General features: G+C 69.1%; 15 protein-coding genes. 2 read left to right on the forward strand and 13 right to left on the reverse strand.

From position 1 onward, the window contains the following. Positions 1 to 326 precede the first annotated feature (326 nt). The 7 genes from ACOJUJ_RS00815 to thrA all read right to left on the reverse strand — a co-directional run bounded on the left by ACOJUJ_RS00815 (position 327) and on the right by thrA (position 10,459). Entirely contained in the window at positions 327 to 743 is a 417-nt protein-coding gene (locus tag ACOJUJ_RS00815; protein WP_420124938.1) for a hypothetical protein, read from the reverse strand. A 180-nt stretch (positions 744 to 923) separates the two neighbouring features. Beyond that, the gene (locus tag ACOJUJ_RS00820; protein ID WP_420124939.1) at positions 924 to 2,864 is read right to left on the reverse strand and encodes a PAS domain S-box protein; all 1,941 of its coding nucleotides are present in this window, start codon (positions 2,862 to 2,864) and stop codon (positions 924 to 926) included. Between the two features lie 92 nt (positions 2,865 to 2,956). Continuing rightward, positions 2,957 to 3,322, reverse strand: coding sequence for a VOC family protein (locus tag ACOJUJ_RS00825; RefSeq protein WP_420124940.1), 366 nt, complete (start codon positions 3,320 to 3,322; stop codon positions 2,957 to 2,959). A 227-nt stretch (positions 3,323 to 3,549) separates the two neighbouring features. Next, positions 3,550 to 4,275: a class I SAM-dependent methyltransferase gene (locus ACOJUJ_RS00830; protein ID WP_420124941.1), complete on the reverse strand. Its 726-nt coding sequence runs from the start codon at positions 4,273 to 4,275 to the stop codon at positions 3,550 to 3,552. A gap of 1,121 nt (positions 4,276 to 5,396) precedes the next feature. Then, entirely contained in the window at positions 5,397 to 6,674 is a 1,278-nt protein-coding gene (thrC, locus tag ACOJUJ_RS00835) for a threonine synthase (protein WP_420124942.1), read from the reverse strand. Between the two features lie 372 nt (positions 6,675 to 7,046). Beyond that, complete coding sequence (locus ACOJUJ_RS00840; protein ID WP_420124943.1) at positions 7,047 to 7,991, reverse strand: homoserine kinase; 945 nt, start codon at positions 7,989 to 7,991, stop codon at positions 7,047 to 7,049. Then, entirely contained in the window at positions 7,988 to 10,459 is a 2,472-nt protein-coding gene (thrA, locus tag ACOJUJ_RS00845; RefSeq protein ID WP_420124944.1) for a bifunctional aspartate kinase/homoserine dehydrogenase I, read from the reverse strand. Before thrA ends, ACOJUJ_RS00840 begins: the two co-directional genes overlap by 4 nt. A gap of 395 nt (positions 10,460 to 10,854) precedes the next feature. Between thrA and ACOJUJ_RS00850 the strand changes: the two genes are divergently transcribed. Beyond that, a complete protein-coding gene (locus ACOJUJ_RS00850) occupies positions 10,855 to 11,211 on the forward strand; it encodes an ArsR/SmtB family transcription factor (protein ID WP_420124945.1) in 357 nt (118 codons plus the stop codon). An 8-nt stretch (positions 11,212 to 11,219) separates the two neighbouring features. Further along, entirely contained in the window at positions 11,220 to 11,666 is a 447-nt protein-coding gene (locus ACOJUJ_RS00855) for an SRPBCC family protein (RefSeq protein WP_420124946.1), read from the forward strand. 725 nt (positions 11,667 to 12,391) lie between these two features. Here ACOJUJ_RS00855 and ACOJUJ_RS00860 read toward each other — a convergent pair. From ACOJUJ_RS00860 to ACOJUJ_RS00885, 6 genes are all read right to left on the reverse strand, one after another. Then, positions 12,392 to 12,799, reverse strand: coding sequence for a hypothetical protein (locus tag ACOJUJ_RS00860; protein ID WP_420124947.1), 408 nt, complete (start codon positions 12,797 to 12,799; stop codon positions 12,392 to 12,394). A gap of 529 nt (positions 12,800 to 13,328) precedes the next feature. Next, on the reverse strand, positions 13,329 to 13,490 hold the full coding sequence (locus ACOJUJ_RS00865) for a hypothetical protein (RefSeq protein ID WP_420124948.1): 162 nt from the start codon (positions 13,488 to 13,490) through the stop codon (positions 13,329 to 13,331). A gap of 85 nt (positions 13,491 to 13,575) precedes the next feature. Continuing rightward, positions 13,576 to 13,749: a hypothetical protein gene (locus ACOJUJ_RS00870; RefSeq protein WP_420124949.1), complete on the reverse strand. Its 174-nt coding sequence runs from the start codon at positions 13,747 to 13,749 to the stop codon at positions 13,576 to 13,578. Between the two features lie 407 nt (positions 13,750 to 14,156). Continuing rightward, the gene (locus ACOJUJ_RS00875; protein ID WP_420124950.1) at positions 14,157 to 16,751 is read right to left on the reverse strand and encodes an FAD-binding oxidoreductase; all 2,595 of its coding nucleotides are present in this window, start codon (positions 16,749 to 16,751) and stop codon (positions 14,157 to 14,159) included. A gap of 235 nt (positions 16,752 to 16,986) precedes the next feature. Continuing rightward, a complete protein-coding gene (locus ACOJUJ_RS00880; RefSeq protein ID WP_420124951.1) occupies positions 16,987 to 17,949 on the reverse strand; it encodes a hypothetical protein in 963 nt (320 codons plus the stop codon). Positions 17,950 to 18,069: 120 nt separating this feature from the next. Then, complete coding sequence (locus ACOJUJ_RS00885) at positions 18,070 to 18,561, reverse strand: GNAT family N-acetyltransferase (RefSeq protein ID WP_420124952.1); 492 nt, start codon at positions 18,559 to 18,561, stop codon at positions 18,070 to 18,072. Positions 18,562 to 19,135 lie beyond the last annotated feature (574 nt).

Consider the following 19,135-nt stretch of genomic DNA (forward strand, 5'->3'; position numbering starts at 1 on the left):
GAGGAGCCCCGTACGGCCTCCGAGGTGACTCTCAGAGGCTCATCGGCTGAAAATCGCGCCTTCCTCGCGCGCGCGAGGCGCGGCGGCCGTCGTTAGAGACTCAGAATGGAGTTTTGAAACGGCCTCTCCCTCAGGATGACAGTGTGCGTCCAAGGGAAAGCAGGTCAGCTTCAGCGACGCCCTCACAGCGCCCCATGCTACTGTTGGAAGCAGGGGCAACACACTCTCAGCAAGCCAGCGGCTTTTCTCAGATTTGGGGTTACGTGGAAATGCGGAGGGCGTGGAGGAGATTGCCTCCCTCGCGCTCTCCGTATGCGCTGCGGTCGCTACTCCTGCACGGTGAACGGCTGGGTGACGACTTGCTTCCACGGGCCCTGCATGGGGGATTCGATGCCGGTGCGCAGGCGGTAGGTGCCGGGGCCGGGAAAGCGGCTCGCGGCCTCGCGAACGCTGGCGCGCTCGCCCGGCCGCAGGATGTACAGCGGCTGGATGCAGGGCATCTCAGGGTTGCGGGAGACGCGCGTCCAGCCGCCGCCGGTGCGCTGCTCCAGCGCGGCGCCGCACAGGTTGTAGCCCACCTCGGCGTCGGACGTGTTGGCCAGGGTGACGACGATCTCGTCCGCCAGGCTGTACGCCTGGCGGTCTGCCCCGTACACCACGCCAGCGTTGGACGTGGGATCGGTCATCAGGCCGTTGCAGGCGGCGAGGAGCGCGGCGGCGGCCAGGGCGAGGATGCGCTTCATGGGTCCGGTTCGGTTTGCGTTGCGGATCGACGAGCTAAAGACGGCTGAACGCCTCGGATTGTGACGCCCCGGTGCCCCCTCCCCCGATCCCTCCCCGCTCGTACCTCGCGGGGCGGGGAGAATCCGTTTTCGCCGCGAACGAGCCGCGCGTCGAAATCAATCCTACACCCGTTCACCCGTTCACCCGTTCACTCCCTCACCCTCCACCGGCAGCAGCACCGTAAACGTGCTTCCCTCGCCCACCACGCTCGCAACGGTGATCTCGCCGCCCAGCATCCGCACGTAGCGCTCGGCGATGGCCAGGCCCAGGCCGGTGCCCTCAGCCGCGCGGTGCAGCGTGCCGTCGCCCTGCCAGAACGCATCGAACAGCCGCGACAGGTGCTCCGCAGGAATGCCGATGCCGGTGTCGCTCACCCGGAACATCAGCCGTCCGTCCACCCGCGCCGCGCGCAGCTCCACGTGCCCCTCCGTGGTGAACTTGACGGCGTTGCCCAGCAGGTTGAGCAGCACCTGCCGCAGCTTGCGCGGGTCGGTGCGCAGCGTCTCGGGCGCATCGTCCACCACCGCGCGAAAGACGATGCCCTTGCCCTCGGCCAGCGGCTCGACGATGGCGGCGACCTCGCGCAGCAGGTCGGCCATCCCCACGGCCTGCAGGTCCACCTCTTCCTTCCCCGCTTCCAGCCGCGCAAAGGAGAGCATCTCCTCGATCAGCTGCAGCAGGTGCCGGGCACTCAGCCGCAGCCGCTCCACGTACGTCACCGACCCCCCGGGAAGGGGCTCGGGAACGCCCATCAGCAGCAGGTCGGTGTAGCCCAGCATGGCGTTGAGCGGCGTGCGCAGCTCGTGGCTCATGGTGGCCATGAAGCCGCTCTTGGTGAGGTTGGCCTCCTCGGCCGCGGCGCGGGCGGCTTCGGCCTGCTCCAGCGCGCGGGCACGCGCCTCCTCGGTGCGCCGCCGCTCCGTTACGTCGCGCAGGACCACGGTGAACACCCGCTGGCCACCCACCATGGCCTGCGAGATGGTGGCCTCGACCGGGACCTCGGTGCCGTCGGCGCGCCGGGCGGGGAGCGCGCCGGGCATGCTGCGGGTAAAGGGCGCGTCGCCGCCGTGCGGCTCGCGGCGCGTCCGGATCGGCAGCAGGTCCGGCTCGATGAAGCGGTCCAGCGATCCCCCGATCGCCTGGTCCGCCGGCACGCCGAACATCCGCTCCGCCGCGCGGTTGAACACCAGAACGCGGCGGTCGTCGTCCGTGGAGATGATGGCGTCTGTGGCGCTGGCAACAATGCGGGTAAGGCGCTCCTCGTTCTGGCGCAGCGAATCTTCCGCCTGCTTTCGCGCCGTCAGGTCGCGGGTAACCTTGGCGAACGCCACCAGCGAGCCGTCCGGGGCGTGCAGGGCGGTGATGAGCACGTTGGCCCAGAACCGCGAGCCGTCCTTGCGCACCCGCCACCCTTCCTCCTCGTAGCGCCCCTCGCGCGTGGCGACCTCCAGCTCGTATTCCGGGTGCCGCCGGTCCAGCGCGTCTTGGGTGTAGAAGATGGAAAAGTGCTTTCCGATGATCTCGCCCGCGGTGTAGCCCTTGATGCGCTCGGCCCCGCGGTTCCAGCTCAGGATGTGGCCGTCGGGGTCCAGCAGAAAGATGGCGTAGTCCTGGATGCTTTCCACCAGCAGCCGAAAGCGCTCCACGTCGGCCCGCAGCGCCTGCCGCTCGGTAAGGTCGCGCGTGACCTTGGCGAACCCCACCAGGTGGCCCGTCTCGTCGCGGACGGCCGTGATGACCACGTTGGCCCAGAACCGCGTGCCGTCCTTGCGGATGCGCCACCCCTCCTCCTCGAACCGCCCCTCACGCTCCGCCACCTCCAGCTCGTACCAGGGGTGCCGCCGGTCCAGCGCGTCCTGCGTGTAGAAGATGGAGAAGTGCTGGCCGATGATCTCGTCCGCCGTGTAGCCCTTGATGTGGCGCGCCCCCGCGTTCCAGCTGCGGATGTAGCCCTGGGGGTCAAGCATGAAGATGGCATAGTCCCGAACGCTCTCCACCAGCAGGCGAAAGGGCACCTCGCCCTGCGTGGGCGTCGGTGAGGCGGGGAGATCGGGGTGCCGCGGATCGCCTGTATCGTTCAACTTCACGGGTCCGGAACGGGCGTCGTGTGAGGAAACTATCGACCAGGATCGCAAGATACGGGCGGTGGAGTATCTGGGCCGGTTACAGCGCCTCAGCCCAGCGGCTCCATCAGCTCGATCCGGTTGCCGAACGGGTCCGCCACGTACACGCGGTCGTAGCCTTCCAGCGGCTCGTCGTTGACCACGGGGTGGCCGGCGGCCTCGCACCGGGCGATCAGCTCCGCCAGCCCCTGTACCAGCAGCGCGGGATGCGCCTTTCGCGCTGGGCTGAACTCGTTTTCCACGCCCAGGTGCAGGTGCAGCCGCTCGCCGCAAAACCAGGCGCCGCCGCGCACGGCCAGGTTGGGCGGCTTGGGCAGTTCCTCCAGTCCCAGCACGCCGATGTAAAAGGCGCGCGCCTCCGCTTCGGCGCCGCGGGGCATGGCAAGCTGTACGTGGTCCAGTCCGTAGACGCGCATCGGCCTTGGTGTCGGGGTCCGTCGGACGGCACCATATCGACTACCCGGGCGGTGGAGCAAGCTGAACAAAGCTTTTTCGTGGTTAGGGGAGAAGGGGATAAAGGGTACGAGGGTACGAGGGTACGAGAGTACGAGGGTACGAAGAGAACGTGTGGCGGCGGCACGGGAGGGAGCCGCGCCGCCGCCGTTGGTGTCCTGTCCGTCGCCCGCCGCCCAGGGATCCGCCGTCACGGCTTTACGGCGCGCAGGCCCAGGAAGAGAGGGATCTCCCGCATGGCGGTGCGCTCGGCGCGGGCGTTGGGGCCGGGTGGATGGGTCTTGAAGGTGGGGATCTCATGCACGCCGTCCACCAGCAGCCCGCAGGTGGCCAGGCCGTTGACGTACGCGCTGAGCGGCCGGTGGTAGCTGCGCGTGGCGCCGCCGCCGTAGCCCTTCATCGGCACGGCCAGACGGGTGAGGTAGCGGTCGATGCGGCGGTAGCGTAGGCGGCGCTGTGTATCCCACCCCCACCCGCTCTGCCGGGGGACGCGGAAGCACGGGTGCGTCATCAGCAGCACGACGCGCCCGCCCGGCCGCAGCGCCCACGCCGCGGAGGCGAGCGCGTCCTCCAGCGGGTCGATGTCCTGGATGCTCAGCAGGAACACCGCGGCGTCGAAGCCGCCCTCCGCCACCTCCCGCGTCTCCCGCAGCCGCGTGGCGTCGCCCATCACGAAGCGGCCGTGCGCGCCGTGGTGCCGCCGCGCGAACGCCACCAGCTTGCGGCTGGCGTCCACGCCCGTGTAGCGCGCGTTCGCCGCGGTTACGTGCGGCGCCAGCACGCCCGGCCCGCATCCCACGTCCAGCACGTGCTCGCCCGCGGCGGGCTTCAGCAGCGCCAGCAGGGCGGGGATGGCCAGGCGGCGGTGGTGCTCGCTCCCCTCGGCCCCCACCCAGCCGGCGTACCAGTCCGCCACGGGATCCCAGCTCTTGCTGCCTGAAGGCTGAGCCTGATTCTTTCTCGGTGCCATGCGGCCCCTCGTGTGTTCATCGGTGAACTCTCGGATTTCTGGGAAAAACGGAAAGCCGCGGCGCGTGCCTGCACACGCGCCGCGGCCTGCGGACAACAAAAAAGGCCGTGGGCCCGCCCGAGACCGCGCCCCCCTCCAGTCGCAATAAGCGTATCGGGAACGCTTACGCTACGACAACCTCCACATGGGCCACGGCCTCGCCGCAGGCTGCTCCGCGACGTGCATCGCGGATGCGCCAGGCGTGAATGCCCATGCGAATGTTCGTCATCATGCTGCTTCCCCGGTCACTGGTTCGCCTGAACGGTAGAAAGATCGATCGTGGATGTCAACCGCGTGCCCTCACCCGCTCGCTTAGGCTCGCACCCTCTCCCGCAAGCGGGAGAGGGTATAAACGGCGTTCGAAGCGCCCCACCCGACATCGAACTGCGTCCGCGGGCGGCCCTCTCCCGGCCTCTCCCCAACTTCGGGGCCCAACTTCGGGGAGAGGTGACGCGCGCCGGGGTTCCGGAGCGGGTCGGAAGAGGGAGTAGTACAAAGTCCCTGGAGTGGGATCGAATTCTCTCCCTGAGGCTGAGACTGAGAGGGTGTTGCTAAACCTCACCTGATCCCACCTGCGGCCGGCCCGATGGCGGCACAGCATCGTCCTGAGGGAGCGCACGCAGTAACCCTCATAACCACAGAAGCTTGCGCGCGACCGAAGGAATTTGTCGGGTCGCGCCGGACCCAGCCTGCGGGCGCCGTTCAAGTCCCCTTTGGGACGGTCGGGTAAGGCAGGGTTCGGCGCGCTTCGGATAGAGATCCTTCGGTCGGCGCACGGGCTGCCGCGCGTCACCGACGGTTCCGGGGTGCGCCTCTCTCAGGATGACAGGTAGGGCGGACGGGGGCTCTGACGAGCCCGAGGTAAGGCAGGGTTCGACGCGCTTCGGATAGAGATCCTTCGGTCGGCGCACGGGCTGCCGCGCGTCACCGATGGTTCCGGGGTGCGCCTCTCTCAGGATGACAGGTAGGGCGTACGGGGGTCTCTGCCCAGTCCCGGGTAGGGCAGGGCTTTCATTCCGTGGGCTCCGCTATCCGCCGAGCGCTTCCCGGAACGCCTGGAGCGTTGGATCGATCTCCGTGACCCGCGAGGGGCGGTCGAGGAGCGCCTGGAGTTCCGCGGGGACGGGGATCTCGCGGCCGACCAGCGGCTCCACGACCGCCTCGAACTTGGCGGGGTGGGCGGTGGAGACCAGAATCCACCCCTCGCCCGGCAGCCGCTCGCGCACGGCGGCGGCGGTGGCGGTGTGCGGGTCCCACACCTCGCCCCAGCGCGCCACGCCGCCGCGGATGGCGTCGCGGATCTCGTCGTCCGTTACGCGCTGGGCGCGCAAGGCGCCTCGGGCCGCGTCCGCGCCGCCAAAGAGGTGAAGGACGCGCTCCATGTTGCTGGGATTTCCCACGTCCATCGCCGTCGCCAGCGTGTTCACCGTGGGCCGCGGCGCCCATTCCGCGCCGCCGGTAAAGGCGGTGATCGAGGGATTCGCGTTGGTCGCCAGCACCACCTCGCGAATCGGCATCCCCACCCGCCGGGCCCACAGGGCCGCCGCCGCGTTCCCCAGGTTGCCGGTGGGGACGATGAAGCCGGGCGCGGCCCCGTGGCGGCGGACCCACTCCGTCGACGCCCACGCGTAATACGCCATCTGCGGCAGCAGCCGGCCGATGCTGATGCTGTTGGCGGACGACAGACGCCGCGCCGCGCGCAGCTCGTCATCCGCCATGGCTCCCTTCACCAGCCGCTGGCACGCGTCAAAGTCGCCGCGGATGGCGAACGCGCGCACGTTGCCGCCCCACGTCGTCAGCTGCTTCTCCTGCCGCGGCGACACCATTCCCGCGGGAAAGAGGACGGCGACCTCCACCCCCGGCCTGCCGTGGAACGCCGCCGCGACGGCGCCGCCGGTATCGCCTGAGGTGGCGACCAGGATGGTGAGCGGCCGCGCGTCGTCCCCCGTCGCGCGCGAGAGGACGCTGGCCAGGAAGCGCGCGCCGACATCCTTGAACGCGGCCGTGGGACCGTGGAACAGCTCCAGCACGGCGGTGCCGTCGCGCAGCTCCTTCAGCGGGACGGGAAAGGTGAACGCCTCGCGGGAGATCTCATCCAGCGCGCCCTCCAGCGGATCGCCCGCGAAGAACGGCGCCAGCAGCCGCGCCGCCACCTGCGCCAGCGTCTCCGCGCCCGCGAGCGACTCCGGCGCCAGGGCAGGGAAGTGCTCCGGCACGTACAGCCCGCCGTCCGGCGCGAGCCCCCGCTGCACCGCCTCCGAGAGCGTGACCGCGCCTCCGCCGCCCCGCGTGCTGACGTACTTCATCGGATATCCGGATGGAAAGAATTTCATAGGAGCAGGATTGGCGCGACCCGCGGGGTGCCCCTCCCCCGGCCCCTCCCCGTTCGGTCCTCACGGAGAGGGGAGAACTTCAGAGCGCTTCGACGGGCATCGAACTGAATCCGACAAGGGCCCCTCTCCCCCGGCCCTCCCCCACTGCGCGGGAGAAAGGGGAGAATCCGATCCCGTTTCCGAAGGTGAGTCGAAGCGCCGCGGCCCTTCCGCAACCACCCCTCCCCCGAAGTTGGGGGAGGGGTCGACCGCCGTTGCGAGGAACGAGCAAAAGGCCGGTCGGGGGAGAGGGCCCCCGCGGATCGCGCCGGAGCATCCCCTCACCCGTTCACCCCTTCACCCCCGTCACTCCACCTCCTCCAGCCGCGCGCCGGGGCCGCCAACCGCGCACGTCCACCCCTCCGCCGGCACGCCGGCGTGCGTGAACGCCGCGACCATCGCCACGCGGGCGCGCTGCGCGGTCTCGTCGCCGTCGCACCAGGCAAAGACGCTGGGGCCCGCGCCGCTGATGGAGCAGCCGAGCGCGCCCGCATCCATCGCCGCCGCCTTGACCGCGCCAAAGCCGGGGATGAGCGCCGCGCGGTGCGGCTCTACCACCACGTCGCGCATTGACCGGCCGATCAGCGCCAGGTCTTCCAGAAAGCAGCCGGCGATGACGCCCGCCAGGTTGGCGGACTGCACGATCACGTCGTGCAGCGGCACGGAGGCGGGGAGCACGGCGCGGGCCGCGCGGGTATCCAGCCGCTGCCGCGGCAGCACCATCACGCACCGCAGCGCGGCCGGGGCGGGAAGGCGCACCACGTCCGCCGGCTCCGCGCTGCGGACCAGGACCAGGCCGCCGAACAGCGACGGCGCCACGTTGTCCCCGTGCACCGCGCCGCTGGCGATCGACTCCCCCGCCAGCGCGTAGGGAAAGAGCGCGTCCAGCGGCAGCGGTGTGGGAAGCAGCGCGTTCGCCGCGACCACGGCCGCGACGGCGGAGGCGGCCGATCCGCCGATCCCGGAGCCGAGCGGGATTCCCTTGTCGATCGCCACCTCCACCCCCAGCTCCGGCGCATGGTCCGCCAGCAGCCGCAGGATCGCCCCGCCGGCCGTGTTCGCCGCGGGATCCATCGGCAGGGGGCCGGCGCGCCCGCTGACGTCGCCGATGACGACGCCGGGCGCGTCCGTGCGCGTGACCGTCACCCGGTCGCCGGCGGGGCCCGCCGGGTGGCCCAGGATGTCGAAGCCCACCGCCAGGTTCGACGTGCTGGCCGGGGCGAAGGCGGTGGCTCTGCGCGGATGGCTCAAAAGCGGGCTCCCAGGTAGCTGGCCAGGCGCAGCAGGTCCGCGAAGACCCCCGCCGCCGTGACCTCCGGCCCCGCGCCGGGGCCCTGCACGATGAGCGGGTTGGGCGTGTACCGCCGCGTGGAAAACTGCACGATGTTGTCCGTCAGGTTCAGCCGCGCGAACGGGTGCTGCGCGGGGTAGGGGCTCAGCCGCACGCTGGCGCGCCCGTCGCGCTCCACCACGCCCACGAAGCGCAGCCGCTCGCCGCGGGCGTGCGCGTCACGCCACCAGCCGGTGAGCGTTTCGTCGTGCCCGGCCAGCCGCCGGAGAAAGTCGTCCACGTCACCCCCGCGCAGCTCCTCCGGTACCAGCCCCTCCAGGTCCACGTCCGCCATCTCCAGCCGCAGCCCCATCTCCCGCGCCAGGATGGTCACCTTGCGCGCCACGTCGGCGCCGGAAAGGTCGTCGCGCGGGTCCGGCTCCGTAAAGCCCTGCGCCCGCGCCTCCACCACCAGCTCGCTGAAGGGACGGACGCCGTCAAAGGCGTTGAACAGGTACGAAAGGGTGCCGCTGAGCACACCCTCGATGCGCTGCACCTCGTCGCCGGTGGTGATCAGGTCGCGCAGCGTCTGGATGATCGGCAGGCCGGCGCCCACCGTGGTCTCGTACAGGTAGTGCGCGCCGGGGCCGCGGCCGGCGGCGCGCAGCTCGTCGTAGTAGCCGATCTCCAGCGTGTTGGCGCGCTTGTTGGGGGTGATGACGTGGATGCCGCGCCGCAGCCAGTCGCCGTAGCGCCGCGCGATCGCCTCGTCCGCCGTGCAGTCGATGATCACCGTGTGCGGCAGGTGCTCCGTCTGCACGTGATCCACGAACGTGTCGATGTCGAACGCCTCTCCCGCCGCCAGCTGGGCGCGCCACTGCTCCAGCGGCAGCCGTCGCTCGTCGCGCGCCATGCGGCCGCGGGTGGCGATGGCGCGCACGCGCAGGTCCACGTTGTGCTCCGCGCGCAGCGCCTCGGCCCGCGCGGCCAGCTGGTCCAGCAGCGTCGCGCCCACCACGCCGGCGCCGATGACGCCGATGGACAGCGTCTGCCGGGAAAGGTACAGGCCGGCGTGCACGGCGCGGAGGGCCCGCTGCGCCTGGCTTCCATCCACGACCACGGAGATGTTGCGCTCCGACGAGCCCTGGGCGATCGCGCGGATGTTGATCCCCGCCTTGCCCAGCGCGCCAAACACCCCCGCCGCCACGCCCGGGTGCCCCGCCATCCCGTCGCCGACGACCGCGAGGATGCAGCAGTCGGCGTCCACCTCCAGCGTCTGGATCTGCCCGTGGTGGCGCTCGGCGAAGAACGCCGTCTCCATCGCCACCCGCGCCGCCTCCGCCGACGCCGCGGGTACGGCAAAGCAGACGGAGTGCTGCGAGCTTCCCTGCGACACCATCAGCGCCGTCACCCCCGCCTCGCGCAAGGCGGTGAACAGGCGGACGCCCAGGCCCGGCAGGCCGCGCATCCCCGTCCCTTCCAGGTTGACGAGCGCGACGCCTTCTACCGTGCTGATCCCCTTGATCATCCGCGCGCCGCCGTCGGGATCGATGCGCGTGCCCGGCGCCTCGGGACGGAAAGTATTGCGGATGTAGATGGGGATGCCGCGCTCCACCGCGGGGCTCATCGTCTCCGGGTGGACGACTTTCGCGCCAAAGTGGGCCAGCTCCATGGCCTCGCGGTAGGAAAGGCTTTCCAGCACCACGGCCTCGGGGACCAGGCGCGGGTTGGCGCTCATCACCCCGTCCACGTCGGTCCAGATGTGGATTTCGTCCGCCCGCAGCAGCGCGCCAAAGATGCTGGCGGAAAAGTCGCTGCCGTTGCGCCCCAGCGTCGTCGGCACCCCTGCCGCCGTGCTGGCGACGAAGCCGGTGATCACCAGTGTGCTCGGCACCCCGCCGCGCGCCTTGATCCATGCGTCCATCCGCGCCTGCGACGCCTCCCAGTCCACCCGCGCCGACTGCTCCCCCGGCTCGGCGACCAGCACGGCGCGCGCGTCCAGCCAGCCCGCGTCCTCGCCGCGGCAGGCCAGGTAGGCGGCCAGCAGGCGCGCGGACCACACCTCGCCCAGCCCGACGACCAGGTCGGCCGCGCCGCGCGGGGCGTGGCGGACGATCCAGGCGGCGCGCAGCACGTCGTCCACGTCGGCCAGGTCGCGCTCCAGGGCGGCCAGCACCTCTTCGCCCTCCGCGCCGGGAAGGAGCTCGCGGGCGGTGGCGCGGTGGCGCTCGCGCACGGTGGCCAGCTGGTCGCGGTAGCCGCCGTCGCGGCCGCCGGCCTGCTCCACCGCGCGCACCAGGGCGTCGGTCACGCCGCTCATGGCCGATACGACCACCGCGCGCCGTGCCTCGGGCCGGGCGGCCACGATGTCGGCCACGGCGCGGTATCGCTCGCCGCTGCCGACGCTCGTTCCGCCGAACTTGTGCACCACCAGCTGCTCGGAACTCATGGGGTTCTGCCTGACGAGGGGTGCCGTCCGCGCTGTCGCGGCGGACGAAAAGAAGCGGCCCGTGATCACCTCACGGCCCGCTTCGCCGATGCGTGCCCTGCGCCGTAGCTAGCGGCGTGAGCACTCCCGGCCGCGGCCCGTGGCACGGGTCGTGGTCATCGTGGTCGTGATCGCGCAAAGAGTCGCGTTCGGGTAGTGGTGCATCGTACTCACGCCGGCGCTTCGGGTCAAGGCATGGTTCACATGATGGATACAACCGTACACCGGGAGCGCGGGCGCAAGCGTCTCGTTCCGTATCCGCACCCGGTAACCGAAGTGGCGCTTTCCGCGCGGCAAATGGACGAGCGTTGACACACGCCCGCGTATCCGTCAATATTCAACTGAAAGGTTGAATGATGGAGACGCAGACGATGCAGCCTACGCTGGACGATACGCTGGTGGCGCTGGCGGACCCCACACGGCGCGCGATCCTGCAGCGCCTGGCGGCGGGGGATGCGCGGGTGACGGAGCTGGCGCAGCCGTTCGCCATGTCGCTCAACGCGGTCAGCAAGCACATCCGCATGCTGGAGCGTGCGAGGCTGGTGCGGCGGCGGCGGGCCGGGCGGGAGCACATCCTCTCGCTCCATCCCGCCGCCCTGGACGAGGCCGCCGCCTGGATCAACGCACAGCGCGCCGCCTGGACCGCGCGGCTCGACGCCCTCGACGCCCTTCTGCTGGGCGAGGACGCGGCCGCATCCACCCCTGACCCGTAAGGAGCCCGATGTCCACACCCACGCAGCCGCCGGTGACCGTGCGCGTAACCCGCCGCTTCGCCGCCTCCGCGGAGCGCGTGTTCGACGCGTTTCTGGACCCGGACAAGGCCGGCCGCTTCATGTTCGCCACCGCCGCGGGGCAGATGGTGCGCGCGGAGACCGATCCGCGCGTGGGCGGCCGCTACGTCTTCACCGACCGCCGCGACGGGGAGGACGTGGAGCATTTTGGGGAGTACCTGGAGATCGATCGCCCGCGGCGCCTGGTATTCACCTTCTCGGTGGACCGGGCGTCCACGGAAGCCGATCGCGTGGCCATCGACATCGTCCCGCTGCAGACCGGCTGCGAACTGACCCTGACGCACGAGATGAAGCCCGAGTGGGCTGCGTACGCGGATCGCACCGAGCAGGGCTGGACGGGGATGATCGACGGCCTGGCGCGCGTGCTGGGGGAGTAGCGCGGATCGACCAACGAGGGTATCGCTGAACCCCGGAGCGTTGATACCGATTTCCATGATTCGACGTGCACTCCGAGTTCTACTGCCGGGCTCACGCGGAGACGCGGAGGGCGCGGAGACGCGGAGAAAATCACGCTTCTCCGCGCCTCCGCGTACTCCGCGCCTCCGCGTGAGATGCAGTTGTAAAGGCCAAAATGCACAGCGAATTAGCAGAAACGGTATGATTCCCTGAGGGAGCGCCATGCAGTCACCTGAAGCCACAACCGTCTGCGCGCGACCGAAGGATCTCGGTTGCCCCGCCGCAGGGCAGGACTCGAGGCGGAGAGCCAGCCCCGCGGTTCTGCCGGCGAGATCCTTCGGTCGGCGCCAGAGTATTGTGTATGGGCAGGTTATGGAGCGGCGCCTCCCTCAGGATGACTGGCACGATCCGAGGTTGCTCAACACCCTTTGAGGGAGCGCCCGCGTCGACCCCTCAGCAAAGCCACGGAGCCCGTGGCGCGACCGAAGAATCTCCTTCCCCTCGCGCGGAACCCCTTTCCGGGCAACGCCCGGGAACACCCTCGTGACGGAAAGAATATCCCGTCTCAGCTTGGAGATTCTTCGGTCGGCGCCACGATCCCGGGCGAACGGAAAGTACCGTGTGGCGCCTCCCTCAGAATGACAGTTTTGTCGGATCTGGTACAACAGCTACCAGATCGAATCCGCCGAGAATGTCTGCTTTGTCGTCAGGCGGTGACGGTGCGGCCGGCGCGCTCGGACTCGCTGGGCTTGATGCCGTACGCGGCGGCGAGCATCACCGTGCTGACGACGACGTGCGGAAGGTTGAGCTTGATGTCGTCCATGAACGGCTGGTCGTTCACAAAGCCGTCCAGCAGCCAGAAGGTGGCGTCCAGCGCGTAGTACGAGCCGAAGGTCACCAGGAACAGGCGGCTGGCGCGCTCCGAGTGGAACGCGGCCGCGAACGCCGCCAGCGCGGTAAGGCCGTGGGTGATGTCGTCGATGGCGGTGATGGCGAACGCGCCGAACATCATGCGCTCGTGCCCCGCGTGCGGCGAGATCCCCGGGATCCACCCCAGCACCACCACGATCGTCCCGAACAGCCCCGCCCCGAATGCCACCTTCCTGAGCATCATCCCTCCTGGTGTGTTCTCGATGTGAAACGCTGAAATCCGGCGCGACCCTCGGCGCCCCCTTCGCTCGCCGGAGGGTGTTGCCAAACCTCACCTGCTCCAAAGAGGTGCGCTGTCATCCTGAGGGAGCGCACGCCCGTAACTTTCAAAACCACATGAGCTTGCGCGCGACCGAAGGATCCTTGTCGGGTCGCGCGAGGCCCGGCCCTCACGAGCCGTTCAAGTACCTCAGTCAGGCAGACGAAGTCCTTCGGTCGGCGCAGCCCATTACATAAAAGCAGTTTGCGGAGCGGCGCCTCCCTCAGGAAGTCAACGCTTGTGACAGTTCAGCAACACCCTGTCAGGCTCGCACCTCCCCCAAAAACCTTGGGGACGTCGGATTGCCGGCGGATTACGATTCTACAGCGGATCCCCGACTGCGCCCGCGGGGCTCGCCGAGCTGATCTCGTGACGCGGGACGGATGATGGACGAGCGGGGCGGCCCTCTGGAACCGCCCCGCTCGTCTTCATTCCCGCAAACCGCAGAGGCCGGTCAGCAGAGGTTGGTGCGGGGGCAGCAGCGGGTACGGTCGCACGAGGTGTCGCGCGTGGCCACCTGCTGGCCTTGCACGGTGCCGCGCTGCATCGGCTCGCCGGCGCCGATCTCGAACGACTCCACGGACAGCGTCTCCACGTCCATCGCCAGCTTCTTCATGCGCGTGCTCCTTGGATGCGGAAGCGCCCGGCGGCTGGTTGCCGCCGGGCGGTGGCGCGGCCGCCATCCGGCCGCACCGGGCGGTTCAGCAGAGCGTGGTTTCGGGGCAGCAGGCGGTGCGGTAGCACGACTTGCCGGGCGTGGCGAGGAACTGCGCCGCCTCGTTCGCCTGCACGGTGCCGCGCGCGAGCCCCTCGGCGGTGCCGGCCTCGAACGACTCGACCGACAGGCTCTCCAAGTCAAGCGAGATCTTGTTCATCGGGCTTCTCCTTGCGAAACGGAAAACGTGTCCCGGGCATGGTGCCGCGGGAGCCGCCAGTGTGCGGCTTGGCTGCCAATCTTCTGCCGCCAGTCCATTTGCACAATCCTCCCACAGCGCTTTTCGACGAGACACCCACAAAGCCGATGCTCGTCGCCGATCCCCGATCCATCGGCATTCCCAACCTCCCCCGGCAGTTTCGGCGGAGGTGGGCCGGTGGTGCCGGCCCGGAGGGGGCGCTGGGGGGCGCCAGTTCGATGCAGGTCGGCGAGGCTCGATCCATCGCCATCTCTAACCTCCCCCAGTCTTTTTTGGGGGAGGTGGGCCGGTGGTGCCGGCCCGGAGGGGGCGCTGGCGGCCCGCCAGTTCGATGCAGGTCGGCGAGGCTCAATCCCGGTTCCACGCCCTCAGTAGTCGTACACGTGGTCCACGATCATCCGCCGCTCCGTGTGCAGGCGCCGCAGCAGGGGCAGCAGGTCGCGGGTGCGCACCTTGAGCACGGGGCGAATGCGGTGCGGGTCGGTGGGCAGGGCCAGCGCGTACAGGAACTCCGCCTCGGGCCCCACGTAGCGCCAGTCGCGCGGCGCCACGCCCGTCACGACCACGTCGTCGTTCCCCGCGATCTCCACGATGGGCACTGAGTCGCCGCGCGCGGCGGCGTCGCGCATCACCTGCCAGAAGGGATCGTAGCGGGTGAGGGTGACCAGCGCGTGCCTCGGTCCGATCTGCCGCCGCTCCAGTACTCGCGGGTCCCCTGGCGCCAGCGACGCGCTGTCGCCGTAGACCACCGCGCCGATGCGCAGGTCCTGCGGCGCGTACGCGGCCCCCGTGGCGCCGCCCAGCATCGCCGCGTAGACGCCCTTGATGCCGTACTCCACCGTCAGCGACAGGCGCCGCTCCCACTTGCGGACGGGGTCGCGGCCCCAGAGCGGCACGTCGTTCCACAGGCCGCGCAGCCTGGCACCGAACGGGTACCGGTACCAGGGGATGTTGTGGATGAACGTGCCGTAGTCCGCCGCCACTTGGTGCGCGTAGCGATCCTCGTCCGTCATCCGCCCGCTGGATGTCCACGCGCTCGCCCGGCCGATGGTGTTCTCGTACGCCCCCTTCAGCGCGTACTCCACCGAGTAGCTCACGCCGATCACCCCCAGCATCAGCGAGTAGCGCCCGTTCCCGCGGTTCTCCTTTCGTGACGCGCGGGCCACCTGCCCCCAGTTGTGCCAGTACTGGCCGATGGAGCGGGCAAAGGGGAAGCCGTGCGGCAGCTTCGTTTCCGTCCACGCGCCGTACTCGTCGGCGCTGTAGACGATGAACCACTCGGGGTGGGCCAGAAAGCTCTGCGACTCCGGCCGCGCGTAGTTCTCCACGCGCGCCAGCACCGCGCGCTCCGCCGGGCCGGGCTCCATCCGCGCGGGGCCTTCGGGGTCGTATCGATCCCACAGCTTGTTGCGAAAGCGGTTGCCCGGGTCCAGCCGCCGCTTGAGCGCAAAGAACTCCGGCGCGCGCGGGTAGGCGCGGCGAAACTGGTCGGGGGTGGCGTGCGGCTGGTAGGGCAGGTACCAGCTTCCGCGGCTGGCCAGCGCCGCGTCCGCCATCTCCCGCGTCCACGCCGCCACCTTTGCGCGCCCCTCCGCGTCCGTGCGCTGCTTGTACCATACGACGAACGCGAACTTTTCCTCCCCCGCCCACGCCAGCAGCGAGCCGGGATCGGGCGTGGCGTGGCGGATGGAGACGTTGACCACGTTCACGTCGTGCCGGCGAAAGATCTCCCGCATCCGCGGCACAAACGCGTCGAACTGCGCCACGGGGATGAAGTATTCCTGCAGCACGTACGTGTACTTTTCGCGCGACGACGGCTCCAGCTCGCGCACGTCGTAGCTCGCCTCGTAGTTGCGCCAGACCACCGGGCTGCCGCGGTAGACCCACGGATCCAGCACGTGCTCGCGGATCTCCTTGCCCCCCGGCCACCCCGTGACCACCGTCTGCCCCATGCGGTTGGCGGGGTACGACGCCCGCCGCGGCATCAGCCGGTCGGGGATGGTGACGGAATCCGCCGTCTGCGTGAACGTGACCACGCTCACGCGGTCGTACTCGTTGGGGTAGATGTCGGCGTTGTGAAAGACGATGCCGGGGCGGCCCGCCACGTTGCGGCGAAAGTACTCGCCGTATTGCGACACGGGCATGGTAACGCGGGTGCGGCGGACGGGGACGTTGTCCGCCAGCTCCAGCGTGGCCTGCGTGATCACGCCCAGCCCGCCGTATCCGCCAATGGCGCCGTAGAAGATCTCCGCGTTTTCCGCGGGCGACGCGTTCACCACGCCGCCGTCCGCCAGCACAATGCGGAACGACTTCACCGTGCTGATGATGGGCCCCAGCCCCGCGTAGCGCCCGTGCACGTTCACCGAAAGCGAGCCGCCGACGGTAAAGTTGCCGTACGACTGCATCACCTTGATGGACAGGCCGTAGCGGTCGATGAACTCCTGGATCTGCCGCCAGGTGGCGCCCGCCTGCACGGTCACCGTCTTTGCCGCCGTGTCCAGCTGCAGGATGCGGTTGTAGCGGCGCATGTCGATGTGCAGTGCGCCTTCCGTGGCCGTCTGCCCGCCCATGCTGAACCGCCCGCCGCCGATGGAGACGGGCCCGTCGGTCGTCCGCATGGCCTGGACGATCTGCGCTTCCTGCGTGGGCGCGATCTCGCGGCCCACCTCGATGCGGTACAGCTGCGTAAAGTCCGTCACCATCGGCCCCGACACCGGCCCGATCACCCGCGTGGTGTTGATCCCCCACACCGTGGTGACGATGGTGATGATGACCGTCATCACCAGGATCCACATGAAGAAGCGCGCCGTCTTCCGCGCGCCGCGTCCGATCCCGCGCACCACGCGACGCCCGCGCGACGGCTCGGACGTGATCTCACGTTTGTCGGGCGTGCGCCCGGATGCAGCCGCCGGTTCGGCGGGCGCATCGGAGCGCTGCTTCATCTCGTTCTCGCTGGTTTCCATCGGAAAATCCCGCGGGAGCTGCCGGGCGGAAGGCCTGGGGGAAGTGCTTTGGTGGACTCGCGCGCGTGGAGAAAAACAGCGGATTCGTTCGTCCGCCGCAGGCCTCAACGTAGCGGCGGACTCCGCGGCTTCGCTACCCGTGCGGATGATGCGGAGGAGCCGGGCGGATTGCGCAGCGTCTCAGGACGGTTTCGACGGCACGAGTCGTAGCCCGTGGATGGAGCGGAGCAGCCGTCTACGGGGTTGGTTGGGGGCTGTCCTGTTTTGGAGAGTGGTCGAGCAACGCGCGGATGCACTGCGCAAAGTTCATCCGCTCCATCATCGGAGTGGGCTCCGGCTCGGCGTTGGGCCTGGCCCCCGGCCCGGACCGGCGCACGGCGTCCGCCGTGGAACGAGGCTGGGTTTCAGGCTTCCGGCTCTGCCTCGCCACCGGCGTCGCCTCGCTCGCCAGCAACTCGTACACCGCCGGCGCGCACGACAGGCAAAGGCAGTGGGCGGTGAACATCAGTTCCAGCGCGTCGTACAGTTCCAGCAGACAGGCAAGCAGGGTCAGCCCTAGCGCCGCGATCAGCAAGGTGCCGACCATGTTGGCCGGCAGGTTGACCCGGATCACGTCGTTCGGCAGCCAGGGCAGAAGGGCGGTGGCCAGACACAGCAGCGACAGGTTCCGGATGAAAATCTTGATCCCCGTAAGGTACTCCACCCGTCCCAGCAGGTGGGGAAAGCGGGTGCTGATCAACTTCTTGATGACATGAAGCTGCGAATACACCGTGTGCCGCTGGGGCGACTTCTTCCGTTCGGCGGGGTCGAGAAAGGTGAAGGTTTCCTGTAGAAGGTCGACGTTGTATTCCTGGCCCGTGTGGTAGGCCAGGACGTACACCAGTCGATTCAGCTTGCGGGATTTGGCCCACCCGTTCAGGAACAGCACCTGGATCCAGCCGAGAAGGAACCAGCTGGCGCTGTTGAGCGCCAGCCCGAACGGGGGTCCCAGCAGCAGGATGAACACGCCGGCCAGCACGATGGCCGCCGACTTGGCCTCGCTGGAGCCGCTCTTCAGCGCGTCGGGAATGGGGATCTGGTTGTAGACGACGAGGTGTGCGGCGATGAGCAGCATCACGTACCCGCCGGCACTGTCGGACAGCATTCGCCCGTACGACAGCTTTACTCCTTCCTTGCCAAACGTCAGCGCCTCGCTCATGGCATGATGCTCCGGATCAGAAAATTACGCAGATTAAACCGAGGTAAGCCCAAGTTGCTCCCGGCCGCCCAATCCCACAAGAACAATCGAGCGACATCGGGCAACGACCGTTGGCTCCGCTTACGTAAGCACGTATCGCCGGAGGTGTGGGCCAACTTCCTGGCGGAGGCCGCGCGCTTCCGGCATCGTTTCCACGATGTCCACAAAGGTGAATCCGGCCCGCTCGGCCGCCCTGCGGGAGGCGTCGTTGTTCGGTTCGATGAGCAGCCACAGGGGCATCACCCCACAAAGACGCGCAAGGCTGGCGATCAGCCGGATCGCGCGTGTGGCGTACCCCTTCCCCCGATGCTCCGTGTTCACGTCATAGCCGACGTGGCCGACGGCACGCACGATCCGCGGATCGTTGGTGGCGCGCAGGCGGATGCTTCCTGTTGTCCGGCCGTCCTCGCGGCAGTAGATGGCGAAATGGTATTCACGCACGGCGGAGAGGAACTCCTTTTCTGCCGGCCGAGCGTCGCCTGGATGGAGCACGTGAATCAGCCGCAGCTCAATGGCGTCATCGGCCAGCACCGCACCGGCCGGCAGTGGATCGGAAGCAGGGACGTTGCTCATTATCCATCCTATCAATGATGTGATTATGGAGCGCCTGGAACGACATCATGAAATGAAAGCGCATCGCCATGCACAGCCGGTCAGCGGCATGACCAGCCGCGGCTCATCACCGGCAACTACCCTGCTCTGCCTTACGGATGAGTGGTATCGCGGCGGGGGACACCCTCTCGCCGCATGCCGAGGTGCTTCTCTGAAGGAGGCCGCGCCGGGGCGTTCCACCATCGTGCAGCGTAAGCACCCGTCGCACAAGAGTTACGGTGCTGGCGCCGTGTGCGTCCGGTACGCGCGGGTGCGAGGGAGCGGCTGACCCGGTCCGCGCAGGCAAGCTTCGCGAATCTCCAGCCGTGGCTGCGATTCAACTGCTCGCCAGGGCAGGCGTTCTCCCGCGCATCCTCGACGATCGTCCACTCTCATGCCTCTGCCGTTTGCCGAGAACCACGAGAAGCCGGCACGAAAAAACTCCGTTGACTCCGTTAACTCCGTGTGAGGCCATTCTTTTCCGTTTTCTGGATCGCACATCCGCGTCTCCGCGCCCTCCGCGCCCTCCGCGTCTCCGCGTGAGGCTGTTCCGTGG

This window comes from Longimicrobium sp. (assembly GCF_048594345.1).
Classification (GTDB): domain Bacteria; phylum Gemmatimonadota; class Gemmatimonadetes; order Longimicrobiales; family Longimicrobiaceae; genus Longimicrobium.

Excerpts from the sequence above, each read along its gene's own strand:
- ACOJUJ_RS00825 (WP_420124940.1), bottom strand. The coding sequence starts at position 3,322 with ATGCGCGTCTACGGACTGGACCACGTACAGCTTGCCATGCCCCGCGGC.
- thrC (WP_420124942.1), bottom strand. The coding sequence starts at position 6,674 with ATGAAGTACGTCAGCACGCGGGGCGGCGGAGGCGCGGTCACGCTCTCG.
- ACOJUJ_RS00880 (WP_420124951.1), bottom strand. The coding sequence starts at position 17,949 with ATGAGCGAGGCGCTGACGTTTGGCAAGGAAGGAGTAAAGCTGTCGTAC.
- ACOJUJ_RS00865 (WP_420124948.1), bottom strand. The coding sequence starts at position 13,490 with ATGAAGAAGCTGGCGATGGACGTGGAGACGCTGTCCGTGGAGTCGTTC.
- ACOJUJ_RS00860 (WP_420124947.1), bottom strand. The coding sequence starts at position 12,799 with ATGATGCTCAGGAAGGTGGCATTCGGGGCGGGGCTGTTCGGGACGATC.
- ACOJUJ_RS00875 (WP_420124950.1), bottom strand. The coding sequence starts at position 16,751 with ATGGAAACCAGCGAGAACGAGATGAAGCAGCGCTCCGATGCGCCCGCC.
- ACOJUJ_RS00870 (WP_420124949.1), bottom strand. The coding sequence starts at position 13,749 with ATGAACAAGATCTCGCTTGACTTGGAGAGCCTGTCGGTCGAGTCGTTC.
- thrA (WP_420124944.1), bottom strand. The coding sequence starts at position 10,459 with ATGAGTTCCGAGCAGCTGGTGGTGCACAAGTTCGGCGGAACGAGCGTC.
- ACOJUJ_RS00815 (WP_420124938.1), bottom strand. The coding sequence starts at position 743 with ATGAAGCGCATCCTCGCCCTGGCCGCCGCCGCGCTCCTCGCCGCCTGC.
- ACOJUJ_RS00885 (WP_420124952.1), bottom strand. The coding sequence starts at position 18,561 with ATGAGCAACGTCCCTGCTTCCGATCCACTGCCGGCCGGTGCGGTGCTG.
- ACOJUJ_RS00850 (WP_420124945.1), top strand. The coding sequence starts at position 10,855 with ATGGAGACGCAGACGATGCAGCCTACGCTGGACGATACGCTGGTGGCG.
- ACOJUJ_RS00855 (WP_420124946.1), top strand. The coding sequence starts at position 11,220 with ATGTCCACACCCACGCAGCCGCCGGTGACCGTGCGCGTAACCCGCCGC.